The sequence below is a fragment of the Pseudomonas sp. Rh2 genome (genome assembly GCF_040762985.1).
GTDB lineage: Bacteria > Pseudomonadota > Gammaproteobacteria > Pseudomonadales > Pseudomonadaceae > Aquipseudomonas > Aquipseudomonas taiwanensis.
Genome location: NZ_CP142890.1, coordinates 3685141 through 3697336 on the forward strand (window position 1 = coordinate 3685141; position 12196 = coordinate 3697336).

At 58.5% G+C, this 12196-nt stretch carries 17 protein-coding genes; 8 read left to right on the plus strand and 9 right to left on the minus strand.

The window, feature by feature from the left end; genetic code table 11:
* The first annotated feature begins 211 nt into the window (after positions 1–211).
* Positions 212–562, plus strand: a complete 351-nt coding sequence (locus VXM67_RS16680) for a response regulator (protein WP_023381147.1) — start codon at positions 212–214, stop codon at positions 560–562.
* A 36-nt stretch (positions 563–598) separates the two neighbouring features.
* Here VXM67_RS16680 and cobF read toward each other — a convergent pair whose 3' ends face one another.
* The gene (gene cobF / locus VXM67_RS16685; protein ID WP_104881579.1) at positions 599–1348 is read right to left on the minus strand and encodes a precorrin-6A synthase (deacetylating); all 750 of its coding nucleotides are present in this window, start codon (positions 1346–1348) and stop codon (positions 599–601) included.
* A gap of 271 nt (positions 1349–1619) precedes the next feature.
* The gene (locus VXM67_RS16690) at positions 1620–2909 is read right to left on the minus strand and encodes an OprD family porin (RefSeq protein ID WP_023381149.1); all 1290 of its coding nucleotides are present in this window, start codon (positions 2907–2909) and stop codon (positions 1620–1622) included.
* Positions 2910–3266: 357 nt separating this feature from the next.
* Between VXM67_RS16690 and VXM67_RS16695 the strand changes: the two genes are divergently transcribed.
* From VXM67_RS16695 to VXM67_RS16705, 3 genes are all read left to right on the plus strand, one after another.
* Complete coding sequence (locus tag VXM67_RS16695) at positions 3267–3626, plus strand: histone-like nucleoid-structuring protein, MvaT/MvaU family (RefSeq protein ID WP_023381150.1); 360 nt, start codon at positions 3267–3269, stop codon at positions 3624–3626.
* Positions 3627–3851: 225 nt separating this feature from the next.
* Complete coding sequence (gene gloA / locus VXM67_RS16700) at positions 3852–4379, plus strand: lactoylglutathione lyase (RefSeq protein ID WP_027907095.1); 528 nt, start codon at positions 3852–3854, stop codon at positions 4377–4379.
* Between the two features lie 97 nt (positions 4380–4476).
* On the plus strand, positions 4477–4719 hold the full coding sequence (locus tag VXM67_RS16705; RefSeq protein ID WP_104881577.1) for a hypothetical protein: 243 nt from the start codon (positions 4477–4479) through the stop codon (positions 4717–4719).
* A gap of 54 nt (positions 4720–4773) precedes the next feature.
* Here VXM67_RS16705 and VXM67_RS16710 read toward each other — a convergent pair whose 3' ends face one another.
* Positions 4774–5595 (minus strand): shikimate 5-dehydrogenase, encoded by an 822-nt coding sequence (locus tag VXM67_RS16710; RefSeq protein ID WP_367237175.1) that lies wholly within the window; start codon positions 5593–5595, stop codon positions 4774–4776.
* A gap of 252 nt (positions 5596–5847) precedes the next feature.
* Between VXM67_RS16710 and VXM67_RS16715 the strand changes: the two genes are divergently transcribed.
* The 3 genes from VXM67_RS16715 (at position 5848) to VXM67_RS16725 (ending at position 8506) form a co-directional block, all read left to right on the plus strand.
* Positions 5848–6030, plus strand: a complete 183-nt coding sequence (locus VXM67_RS16715; RefSeq protein ID WP_023381154.1) for a hypothetical protein — start codon at positions 5848–5850, stop codon at positions 6028–6030.
* Between the two features lie 218 nt (positions 6031–6248).
* Positions 6249–7157, plus strand: coding sequence for a glutaminase B (gene glsB / locus VXM67_RS16720; protein WP_023381155.1), 909 nt, complete (start codon positions 6249–6251; stop codon positions 7155–7157).
* A 959-nt stretch (positions 7158–8116) separates the two neighbouring features.
* Positions 8117–8506 carry a hypothetical protein gene (locus VXM67_RS16725; RefSeq protein WP_367237176.1) on the plus strand — a complete coding sequence of 130 codons (390 nt, stop codon included), beginning with the start codon at positions 8117–8119 and terminating at the stop codon, positions 8504–8506.
* 197 nt (positions 8507–8703) lie between these two features.
* Here VXM67_RS16725 and VXM67_RS16730 read toward each other — a convergent pair whose 3' ends face one another.
* The 6 genes from VXM67_RS16730 to VXM67_RS16755 form a co-directional block, all read right to left on the minus strand.
* Entirely contained in the window at positions 8704–8925 is a 222-nt protein-coding gene (locus VXM67_RS16730; RefSeq protein WP_367237177.1) for a hypothetical protein, read from the minus strand.
* The gene (locus VXM67_RS16735; RefSeq protein WP_023379863.1) at positions 8915–9223 is read right to left on the minus strand and encodes a hypothetical protein; all 309 of its coding nucleotides are present in this window, start codon (positions 9221–9223) and stop codon (positions 8915–8917) included. Before VXM67_RS16735 ends, VXM67_RS16730 begins: the two co-directional genes overlap by 11 nt.
* An 80-nt stretch (positions 9224–9303) precedes the next feature.
* Positions 9304–9528, minus strand: a complete 225-nt coding sequence (locus VXM67_RS16740; RefSeq protein WP_104883554.1) for a hypothetical protein — start codon at positions 9526–9528, stop codon at positions 9304–9306.
* Positions 9529–9570: 42 nt separating this feature from the next.
* Positions 9571–10107, minus strand: a complete 537-nt coding sequence (locus VXM67_RS16745) for a DUF2514 family protein (RefSeq protein WP_315694199.1) — start codon at positions 10105–10107, stop codon at positions 9571–9573.
* On the minus strand, positions 10092–10409 hold the full coding sequence (locus VXM67_RS16750) for a DUF6527 family protein (RefSeq protein ID WP_367237178.1): 318 nt from the start codon (positions 10407–10409) through the stop codon (positions 10092–10094). The genes VXM67_RS16745 and VXM67_RS16750 overlap by 16 nt, the downstream gene beginning before the upstream one ends.
* The gene (locus VXM67_RS16755) at positions 10406–10894 is read right to left on the minus strand and encodes a glycoside hydrolase family protein (RefSeq protein ID WP_367237179.1); all 489 of its coding nucleotides are present in this window, start codon (positions 10892–10894) and stop codon (positions 10406–10408) included. Before VXM67_RS16755 ends, VXM67_RS16750 begins: the two co-directional genes overlap by 4 nt.
* Positions 10895–11083: 189 nt before the next feature.
* On the opposite strand from VXM67_RS16755, the gene VXM67_RS16760 reads away from it, so the two are divergent.
* Complete coding sequence (locus VXM67_RS16760) at positions 11084–12184, plus strand: acyltransferase family protein (protein WP_367237180.1); 1101 nt, start codon at positions 11084–11086, stop codon at positions 12182–12184.
* Positions 12185–12196 lie beyond the last annotated feature (12 nt).

Here is a 12196-nt window from a genome sequence, read left to right on the forward strand (position 1 = left end):
GGCCAGTTTCCATTATCTCCAGCCACTTTGCTCACCAGTTACAGCGAGTCTAACCAGCTTTGCCCAGTCTGGCAGGGCATTTAGCCAGTATTTGAAGGTGACGAACACGAATCGTTCCCTCCCATCGCGTCGGTCGGTATCCTCGGGGGAACTTCTATCATCGCCCGATGAACAGATATACAGACACTCCCCTCTCAACAGGACCTGAACCATGCCCCTATTGGTAGTCGAAGACGACGACATCGTACGTTTGCTGATCGTCGAAGTGCTCGACGAAATGGGCTACACCATCGTTCAAGCGGCAGATGCCACCGAAGCCCTGCGCGTGCTTGAAGATGACGGTCAGCCGCTGGATCTACTGATGACCGATGTCGGGTTGCCGGACATGCGTGGCGAAGATCTGGCGAAACAAGCCCGCAAGATCCGGCCCTCCCTGCCGGTGTTGTTCGCCAGCGGTTATGCCGAAAGTGTCGACGTGCCCGAGGGCATGCACTTGATTGGCAAGCCCTTCAGCATCGATCAGTTGCGTGACAAGGTGATGGCGATTCTGGGCGCGCCCTGACCTCGAATTCAAGGTGGCCGTCCAAGCGGCACCTGTTCAACATTCCCGACGCAGCAGATAGGTGTCCATGATCCACCCCTTGCGCATGCGCGCTTGTTCTCGCACTCGCACAATCTGCCCTTTGACCTGCTGCAGCGGGCCCGCGATCAGCAGCTGATCCTCGGTGCCCAAGTAGGCCCCCCAATAAATCGTCAGTTCGGGGTCATCGAGCGTGGCGAACGCGCACTGTCCATCGAGCATGACCACCACGTTGTCGATCCTTGCCTGTTCGGCCAGGCGTCTGCCTGGCAGCACTGTCAACGGCTCGCCGATACGATTGAGCGGAATCTGGTGGCTGGCCGCCAAAGCCTGAACACTGCTGATGCCGGGGATGACTTCCAGCGACAATGCCACACCGAGCTGGCGAACCCGGTCAAGGATGCGCAAGGTGCTGTCGTACAGGGTCGGGTCCCCCCACAGCAGGAACGCGCCGATATCACCTGGGCGCAATTGGTCGCGCAGTGTACGGGCATACAACTGCGCACGCTGTTCATGCCAGTCCTGTACAGCCGCGGCATAGTCGGTGGCTTGATCATCGCGCTGCGGGTCATCCATCGACACCAGACGATAACTACCGGCCGCAGCGTGCTGCTCAAGGACACGCCTGCGCAACTGCACCAATTCATCTTTGTCCGCGCCCTTTTCAAGCACGAAGAAAACACTGGCGCGTCTGAGCGCATCGATGGCCTGCAGCGTCACCTGGCGCGGATCACCCGCCCCAATGCCAATCAGCAGGAGTGTATGCATCGTCTTTTCCGCCGAGTTTTCCTCATGGTAGTGGAAAAACAAGGCCTGGAGGCAGTGCAAACTTTTCGGGCTATCTACTATGTCGACCTATTGGTCAGCCCACAAACGCCTTAGGCTCTGTACGAAAAGCCTTGATACTCGGTGATGCTGCGTTGAAAACAGCCCCGGAATGCTCATGTCCGGAAACTCAGCTTCCTCGGCTGTTTTCGCCTTGCCTGACCTTCGTCTTAAGACTTTTCACACAGCGCTAGAGCATCAGGCCCGTCGTACATCACCAGAGCGAGAAGTTGTAGCTCACAATCACCCGTGTCTCATCCATATCGCGCGCCCACTTCTCGTAGTTGCTGCGATAGGTGGAGTTTCGCAGGCGGACGCTGACATCCTTGAAAGTGCCGCGCTGTACCTGGTATTTGAGCTCGGTGTCGCGCTCCCATTCCTTACCCTCGGCATTGCTGCCTGGGACCTTGATGCTGTCACCGTTGATATAGCGGGTGAAGAACGTCAGCCCGGGCACACCCAGGGCTTTGAAGTCATAGTCATAACGCACTTGCCAGGACCGCTCCTGGGCGGCGGCGAAGTCATTGACCTGGGCGTAGTTGACCAGGTAGGGGTTGCTGCCGTCGAGGTACGGCATGGCGCTTTCGCCATACATCCGCTGCCAGCCGGCGCTGACCTTGTGTCCACCCAGGCTGTAGCCGAGCATGCCGCTGAAGGCGCGGTGGTCGATTTCGCCGGCGCGGGCATTGCCGATATCGTCGCTCTTGATCACCCGCAGGTCGGCCGACAGGCTGCCCACCGACAGGGGCTGGTTGGCCACTACGCCGAGGAAGTGCTGGCGATAGATGTTTTCCAGCTTGGACACCTGGTAGGTAGCGGTGACCCGGTCATTGAAACGGTAGTCCAGACCGGCCAGATCGAAGTGGTCGGCCTCGATATCGCAGGCATAACGCTTGTTCTTGCAATGCACGCGGATATCCTGCCGGTCGGTAGAGTCCCGTGCGGTGTAAGTGTTTAGGCGGGCCAGGGTGAACTTCAGGTCGCGCACTTCTTCGGAAGTCAGCATGAAGCCGTGGAACAGGGTCGGAAGCAGACGGCCATCGTTGTACTTGAGCAACGGCATATCGGGCATCATGGAGCCGTACTTGAGCACGGTATTGGATACCTTGACCTTGGCCGCGAGCCCCATCTTTGCATACTGATCGGCAGAGTGGCGTGGGTCGTGGCCAGAGGACGGCATCAATCCGCTGTTGCTGTCCGCCGGACTGGAATCGAGCTTGAAGCCGACCATGCCCAGCGCATCCACGCCAACACCAACCGGCCCTTGGGTGTAACCGGACTGCACATTCAGGATGAAGCCTTGCGCCCACTCTTCACGCTTGGAAGCGCCCTGGCTGGAACTGCTGTGACCATCGCGAAAATCCCGGTTGAAGTAGACATTGCGTGCTTCGACCTTGGCACTGCTGTCTTCAAGAAAACCGGCGGCCTGGGCATCGACGCCGGCACACAGAAGAAACAGGCCGGCAACACGGCGCCCGGGGGCGAGAGGAAAAGGGGCAAACATGCGGGGGAACATCCAGAAATAAGGCGAAAACAATCCGCGAGCAACAAGCGACGCGGCAATGCGCAATGGCCAAACATTGGGCGGCCATCATCTGAAATGGTCACGTAACCGCTCTGGTACGCACCATTGGACCATGGTCTAAAAGGCCCCGCAGAGCACGCCAAAAGCGTTAAAGATCGCGGTTCAAAAAACGTGTAAAGTTCCCACCTTACTTATAAAAAGTTTGCGGTTTACCCACTAGCAACGGGTGCTACACTCGTTATCAGCGAACAGCTGATACCCACCCACGTGGCCGGCGTTTATCTTTCTCCCATGTTCGTCACGCCCCGCCACGAATGACGTACAGGAGTGAAAACAGTGTCCAGACTTGCAGAGTTTCGTGCTGCCGAAAAAGCGCTCCAGGAACAGATGGCTCAACTGGAGGCGCTGAAAAAGGATGCCGGCCTAAAACGCGAAATCGAATTCGAGCAGAAACTAGTCGGCCTGATGAAAAGCTATGACAAAAGTCTGCGCGATATCATCGCCATCCTTGACCCCAAAGCCGTTACCCGGGTTTCGAGCGCAGCGCCGAAACAGCAGCGCCGCCCCCGCGTGGTGAAAGTCTACGAAAACCCGCATACCGGCGAGCTGATCGAAACCAAAGGCGGCAATCACCGAGGCTTGAAGGCTTGGAAGGAGCAATACGGCGCCAGCACGGTGGAAAGTTGGGTGCGCTGATGAAACGTCCACGCGCCCTTCACGCTTTTTTCACATCGACTCCCCCAGTATCGAGACAGCTAATGGACTAGCGACCCCATCACGCGCCCGCACATGCGGGCCTCTAATTCCAGCGCCCTGCCTCGTGCAGGGCGCTTTCATTTGCGCAATCGGTTCACTGCCGTATCATGACACCCTGTCTGTTTTTCGCTGGTGCCTAGCCGCCAGCCCGTCTCAGGAGTACCTATGAGCCTGCACGAACTGCACTCGCTGCCTGGCGTTACCGCCCGGCCAGACGCCGCTACCGCCAACTTCGTCTTCAACCACACCATGCTGCGGGTCAAGGACATCGAGAAGTCCCTAGACTTCTACACCCGCGTCCTGGGCTTTAGCCTGGTGGACAAGCGTGACTTCCCGGAAGCCGAATTCAGCCTGTACTTCCTGGCCCTGGTCGACCCGGCGCACATCCCAGCCGACGATGCCGAACGCCACCAGTGGATGAAGTCGATTCCAGGCGTTCTGGAGCTGACCCACAACCACGGCACCGAGAGCGACCCGGCGTTCGCCTACCACAACGGCAACACCGACCCACGCGGCTTTGGCCACATCTGCATCTCGGTGCCGGACGTGCGCGCAGCCTGCGAACGCTTCGAAGCGCTGGACGTTCCGTTCCAGAAGCGCCTGAGCGACGGGCGCATGAAGCACCTGGCCTTCGTCAAGGACCCCGATGGCTACTGGGTCGAAGTCATCCAGCCGACCGAACTCAAGGACTGATCTTTCGTCGGTTCGCGCTCGTCGGGCCGGGAACTCCCGGCACCTTGCTGTGGTATATGAAGGTAACGGCTTCACATGCCACAGCGAGGTAAGGACGATGCAAACCCTTCACTGTGAATACCGCGACCACACCATCACCGCCAGCGTGATGCCCCACCCGGACTCTCCCCTGCCCTACGCGGCCGGATGCCTGATCACAGATCCCGAAGGCCATACCAGCCGACGCATTTCGATGCCGATGAAGTTCTTTGCCGACCTGGACAACGCCCAGCATGTGTCACTGGCCCATGGCAAGGCATTGGTGGACCAGCGGCTGGATGAAGGCCACAAAGCATTTTGATCGAATGCCGGCTCCTGCAGGCGCGCGGGACGCCTGCGGGAGCTTGCCGGCGACTTAAAGGTCCCGCGCGTAAGCCACTGCTGCCTCGACCTGAGCCTTCGACGGTCTTACGCCCGTGTACAACACGAATTGCTCCAGCGCCTGCAGGGCGATGACCTCCAACCCAGTGATCACCGGCTTGCCCAATGCTTCAGCGCGGCGGATCAGCGGTGTGCGCGCTGGCATCGCCACCACGTCGAACACTCGCTCGGCCGCGGCGATGGCCTCTTCGGAAAATGCCAGTTGCTCAGCCTCGGGACCACCTGCCATGCCGATCGGCGTCACATTCACCAACATCGGAGGGCAGCGATCGCCCAGTTCGGCCAGCCAACGATAACCGCAGGCATCGGCCAACTGCCGACCGGCCTGCTCGTTACGGGCAACGAGGGTGCCCTGACGGAAACCGGCATCACGCAGCGCATGGGCCACCGCCTTGGCCATGCCGCCACTGCCCCGCAGCGCAAACGCCGTGCCGGGGTCGATCTGGTGCTGTTCCAGCAATTGCCGAACGGCGAGGTAATCTGTGTTGTAGGCCTTCAGGTAGCCCTTGGTATTGACCAGCGTATTGACCGACTCGATGACGGCGGCGGAAGGGTCGACTTCATCCACCAATGCCATGCAGGCCTCCTTGTATGGCATGGACACCCCACATCCACGGATGCCCAGCGCACGAATACCCGCCACCGCCGCCGGCAGGTCATCGGTGGTCATGGCCTTGTAGTAAAAGTCCAGGCCCAGTTGCTGGTAGAGGTGGTTGTGAAACCGCACGCCAAAGGTACCCGGTCGCCCGGCCAGGGAAATGCACAACTGGGTGTCTTTGCTGGGAGATGTCGCCATTACCGGCTCCTTACTCGTCACTGAATCGGTTATGCAGCCTAACAGAGACCTGTGGTGGCGTCCCTTACACAACCTTTACCGTCTCCCTGCGCTCAGCTGACAGTCGCCTGGGTCATAGTGGAGGTACACGCCCCCCTGAACCGTCAGGTCGCCGGTGATCGTTGATAAAGCTAATGACCACTATCGAGGAAGTTGATTTCAAACCTCTCTGGCTGCTGCGTAAGGTAGGGCCATGTTTTACAGGAGGTCCACATGGCCACTATCCAGATCATGTCCGTCGTCGGCAGCGCCGTCCCAAGCGCATTGCGTGAGCAAGGCCTGCTGGCCTGCTGGTACCTGGTACGCAATGGCGAAGCCGTCAGCGGCCCACTGATGACTCGCGCCTCGGCCCAGGCCCTGGCCCAGCGACTGCAAGCAGACACGCTGCTCGCCTGACCCTATTTGTTGTGCGTTGCTCCCTACGCCCTTCTGGCCCGCCTATGGCGGGCTTTTTTTGCCTTCATGGCCCGGCGGATGGGGTCACCTGCTTTCTGACACCTACAATGCCGATCGCTCGGGCCATTTCATCATGAATGTGTGATCTGTGCCGATGAGCCTGCGTCTGAAACGCTACCCCTCGCTTGTCGTCTGGGGAAGTGATTACAGGGCTTTCCATGCAAACGCTGTTGAACGAGATTCTCGACGAAGTGCGTCCCTTGATCGGCAAGGGCAAAGTGGCTGACTACATTCCCGCGCTGGCCGATGTGCCTGCGCAGCAGTTGGGCATCGCCGTCTATGGCAACGATGGCAGCTATTACTGCGCAGGTGACGCCCTGGTGCCGTTTTCGGTGCAGAGTATTTCCAAGGTGTTCAGTCTGGTCCAGGCGATTGGCCATTCAGGTGAAGCCATCTGGGAGCGTCTTGGCCATGAGCCCTCAGGTCAACCGTTCAACTCGCTGGTACAGCTGGAGTTCGAACGCGGGCGCCCACGCAACCCCTTCATCAATGCGGGCGCGTTGGTGATCTGCGATATCAATCAGTCGCGCTTCGCCGCGCCCACCTTGTCGATGCGCGACTTCGTACGGCGGCTATCGGGCAACCCCCGTATCGCCATCGATGCCCGCGTCGCGGATTCGGAGTACCAGTTCCGCGCGCGCAACGCCGCCATGGCGTACCTGATGCAGTCATTTGGCAACTTCCATAACGAAGTCGAGACGGTGCTGCGCAGTTACTTCAGTTACTGCGCACTGCAGATGAGCTGCCTCGACCTGGCCCGTGCCTTCTGCTTCCTGGCCAACGATGGGTTCTGCAAGCACAGTGGCGAGCAAATCCTGACCCGACGCCAGACCCAGCAGGTGAACTCGATCATGGCCACCAGCGGGCTGTACGACGAAGCGGGGAATTTCGCCTACCGCGTGGGCTTGCCAGGCAAGAGTGGCGTAGGTGGCGGAATAGTGGCGATCGTGCCGGGTCAATTCACCGTTTGCGTGTGGTCGCCGGAGTTGAATACGGCGGGCAACTCGTATGCCGGGATGGCGGCGCTCGAGTTGCTCAGTTCACGGATCGGATGGTCGGTGTTCTGACCCGCGGGTGGTGTCGCCTGGCCGTCAGGCTGGCCTGCGCCCCAAAGCTGCCTTGGCGTCAGCAGTGAGCGCTGCGGGAGCGCCGCCGACCTCGCAGGCCCCTTCGGGTCGAATAAGGCCGGTCGTGGATGTTGCATCGCAAACCGCACCGCCTACGCGCTTGGGGAAATCAAAAATGGCGTACCGGATTAAATTTCCTTCACGTTGCGCCCTTTAGATATAAGGCATTCGACAGCCGTTCAGCCATACTCCAAAGATGTTTTCCGCGTTTTGAGCAGTTTACGAAAGTGAGGAAAGCCCGTATTTACGGGCCTTCTAGCCCGCCTCATCACTCTGCGATACCCACCAAAACACAGCCATTGGTACAAAAATTGGTACGAGATCCGATGCTCAGTCAACGGATTTCAAGACCGTGGTATAAGCGCCCGGTTCCTGCGGCATCAGGCAAGAAATCGATTCCAAAAAAAAGAGCAAACGACACGGCTAAAAGCCGCATGCTGCCAGGGTCTACGTCTCAGTTTTGGAACCGATTTCAGGCCGCTGAAGCGACGATTGGAGCTCCCTAGAGCGCCTGGCCGATCTAAAGTTTACCGCTGAACGGTGCTCCCAACCTGATCAAAATCTGTACAATTGGCCGCCCCATCCTGCTTAAAAGCGACCTGTATGTATGAACACCGTTGCGAAAGGGCATGGGGATAGCTATACCAGTCCATATGGAACCGCCGTGAACCGGCCATCCTCTGGATTGTCGTATGGAATATACAAATCCTTATCGCCCTGAGAGGGCCTCATACCGTGAAAGGCGTAGATTTCGCAGCCCCAAAACACAGCCCGTCTCACGACGAGGTGACCTTCGATCAGCGCAAGATGGAAAAAGCGCTAGAAGGGCCATTTGTGGCTATGCCCGAAGGACTCACGCGCGAGGAATTCCGCAACTGGATGCGGGAGAACGCGCATAAATGTCGTTCACGCTAGAGTTCAGCCCCCATTTCCTACAAAAGTACGACGACATCTCTGAGGTCGAAAAAGATCTGATCGACGACTTTGTCTACCACTTCCGAGACCAAGGCCTGGATGGCTTCAAGGGAAAGGTGGCTCCCACAGACAATGTCCCGCAGCTGGATCCAGATAGGATCGAAAAAATTTGGTGGGCCAAAAGGCACCATCTTTATCATGCGCACATTGGATACCCTGCCTGGTGCCCGTCTCGAAACCCTTGGGGTACTTATTACACCTCGGATTTCCTTGTGCACTTCCAAAAATTCTCTAAACAGCATATTGCGCTGGTCGATTACGGCTCACACAACCCTTTCCTGATTCCTGAAAGAAAAGCGCTATTTAGGCGTTAGAGTCTTAAACCTAATATTGCAGCAGTAGTGTGGAAAATCGACATCAGGCTGCGCCGTTAGCGGCCTATGCGTCGATTCTGTCTAATACGGTTTGGCGAGTTGCAGCGACTTTCGCCCAGTAAAACCGGGAAGCATTCGAGCGGTTTTAGACAGCAAAACACCCCTCCTCCGGCATTCTGCCGACCCTATTCCCCTTCTCAAATTGACACCCCGCCAGCCCCCTCATGCTCGATCGCCCACAGCCGCGCAGCCTCGGCAAACTCCAGCATCTCGGATAGCTCGACATCGTTCACCTCTCGGCGGCGATGAGCGGCAAAAGCCATCTCACAAAGCACGGCGGCACGTCCGTCCGGATCGGTGACCAGGGAGCCCTGGTCGTTCAGTTCGGCCAACCAGGCCGGCGGGAGGCTAGTTGCCATACGACCCCTCCGCCCGGCACCACCAAGACTGCGCGTAGAGCACGCCGTCGACCTCCTCCACGCCATTGATGTTCATGCCGAGCTGGGCCATGCCGTTGACCTTGGCATCGAGCAGGCGCGGGATGATGTCGCCGCTCGGCGTCGGGTTGAAAACCCATGCCTGGGTAGCCACCCGGCCAAGCACCTCGGAATGATGCTCACCGATATGGATGTCAGCTTTCAGGGGTTTGACCTTGCGAAGCTGGTCCGCTGGGATTGCCACGCCGCGTACTCGGCGACGAACAACGAGGAAGTACATAGCTCACCGACACCAATACTGTATATAGATACAGTATCGTATCCACCAAGTCAGCACCCCGGCAACTGCCGGTCAGCGGATCAGTGCAGCGGGGGTAGTTCCTTGCCGCGCATCTTGGCAATCACGCGAAGTTGGTAATCGGAGACGACTTGGAACAGCGACTCAGCCAGCAAGCGTAGGCGCTCGACCTCTTCAGGCGGCGCGCCACGGTCCTGGGCTTGGTGGTATTCCCGCATGGCGTCGATGGCCTGCTGAATCAGCGGCTCGCCGGCCTCGACCATCCCAATGAAGGTGCGCTTGTCCATTGCTCTTCTCCGTCCCCCTAGACCGCCCATTATAGGCAGTCGCTACGGAGCCTTCATGTGATCAACCACCGCCTCGCACGCCAGTCCAGCTATTCGGCTTCGCTCAAGCGCTGTCGCGAGGTCTCCCGCCATTCGGTCAGACTCCTCAAGCAATCCCCCGAGCACCACGACGGCAGAGGTTCCTGCCTGGCGCTGCTGGGCAGCGATGGTGTCGCAGGTGGCTGCTCGACCGTCCCGCAGCCGCTTGATTTCACCGCGCAGCCCACCAGCAGCAGACTCAGCAGCATCGGCGCGGCCTTGGGCCAGTTCCAGTTTCTTGCGCGCACTCTCACCCTCCTCATCCGCCACAGCTTGGCGGCGCTGTTCTTCGGTTCTGGCCTGGGCAGCGGCGCGCCGGTCGCGCTCGGCTACCTCCAGGCGGTAATCGGCCAAGGCCTTGTCGGACTTGGCAGTTTCTGCCCGGGCATCAGCCGCAGCCCCGTCAGCAATCACGACCCGGTACTGCTGGCCGCCGGCGACCAGCACCAGAGCGATCAACCACCAGCACCAGGCCGGTACGATCTTTACCAGCTGTTCCATGACGCCTCCCAGTCCGGCAGATCGACCGTCTGCCCGGCCAGCGCGTGGGTGCAGTCGGCGAGGTACTGGATACGGCCGTCGGTGACGAACGAGTGGCACACCTTGGCCTCCTCCCATTCATTCCAGCGCACCAGCACCGACGGGATGAAGGTCGGGGACTCGGGGTTCTCGTTGTAACCCCAGCGCGGACTTGGTCCAGAGCCGACCTGCAGGCTGTGCGGCTGGTCACAGCCCTTGCAAAAGAACCACAGCGAGCCGTCATGGGCCTGGCCCAGGCAGCGGCCTATCGTTTTTATGGTCATGCGAGCACCCCGCCAAGCTCAACCCAGCGCCCAAGCAACTTGTCCAGGCGGTGCGGGTTCTGTCCATAGGTGTTGCCCGGGAAACTGGCCCAGATGTTCGAGCACTTGGCTATCGCCTGCTGAATGCGACCGGCCTTGATGTCATCCAGAGCACGGCGTTCACGGATCTGCTGCAGCGCAATGCGGTCCTGATTCTCCGGCGTGAATCCGCCCGCCAAGCGCAGGCTGACCCGGTACGCATCCCAATAACGCTCCAGCAGCTGGTACCGGCCGGCAGCGGTGCTGGTCACCGGCCTCCCGTTGATGGGGAATGTCAGCTTGCACCGCGGGTGATCGGCATAGCCCTGGAACAGGCCGCCGCCGTACAAAACGTTGTATCCGTCGTCGCTCGCCGCGACAGTTGAGGTGCCTTCCGAAAAGGCGATCAGATCCAGAAACCGGAGCACGTTCGCGCCTCCGGCCTGGGTTTCTGTGAGTCTGGCCATGGTTTCTCCAGGCAAAAAAATACCGCCAGGCGGCGGTCGGTGGGATTGGTTCGGCTCATGCAGGGATGCTGCGCTTCACGATGATCGGCACGGGGTCGTCGTCGGGAAGGCATCGATCAAAACTCAGACTGGCTATAGGTTAAGGTGTATGATCCGGCTCTTGGGAATGTAAAGATACGTTAAGGGATCATGATGCACGCCAGGCTTGACTCAATTCAGGTGCTGAGAGCCATTGCTGCTCTGGCAGTTGTGCTTTTCCATTCGCACTATGCAGTTGATATTTTCGGAAAGCAGAACGTTTGGGAAATCCCATTCATTTCGAAGTGGGGTTACTTAGGTGTTGACCTGTTCTTTGCCATCAGTGGGTTCATCATTGCCCACATCACGATAGGCCGTGAGTTCTCGCTGAAAGCATTCGTGACTCGTAGATTCTTCAGGATCTACCCAGTTTACATATTCTTCTGCCTGCTCTCCTACTTTTACTTCCTCAAAAATCACTGGGTGTTCGGCCCTGCAGACTTCACGCTGGAAAACCTCGTCAAGTCGATGGCTATCCTCCCTATCGATGGCTCACCAGCGTACGGGGTCGGATGGAGCCTTGAGCATGAGATCATCTTCTACACGGTGGCCGCGATCTGCCTGTCGTTGGGTAGCCTGCGGTTACTGTGCGCGATGATCTTCGGGATTGCGGTCATCGGATTTGCTAAAGATCTTGCAATAGCGAAGGGCGTGATCAAGCCATTCTGGGACTACCATCTGCTTTCCCCTTTGAACGTGTTCTTCTTGACCGGTATCGTCATTCGGATGCTGCTCGACAAGATCAAGGCTCTCGGCTGGGCAGTGCCAGCGGTTATAGCTATCGCATCCTGCGCCATTTCCATTCACCTGATGACGAATGCCGATATCGGTTTGCGCATGTTCGGCCGATACTTGGTGCTGGCTGTTGCCGTCGGGTCATTGATAGTTGCCTTCCTTAACTTCAAGTCAGACCAAACCTCTAAAGCAGATGGCGTTGTTTATAAGTGCGTCACTGAGATTGGCAACGCCTCATATTCTCTGTATCTGCTTCACTGGATTGTACTGAAGGTCGTGGGCTTGCGCTTCTGCGTCGAGTTTTTTGGCGTTCAGCCATGGGCAGCAGAGATATGGCGCTACTCATGGATACTGGTCTGCATTGCGCTTTCGATCGCGATGTTCCGCTACGTCGAAAAACCAATCATCCGATTTGGTGAGCGACTCCTGAAGCGTCGGAGGAAAGGTGAAATAGAGGTGGCGGCCCAAAAGTCTTGATGGGCCCCACCC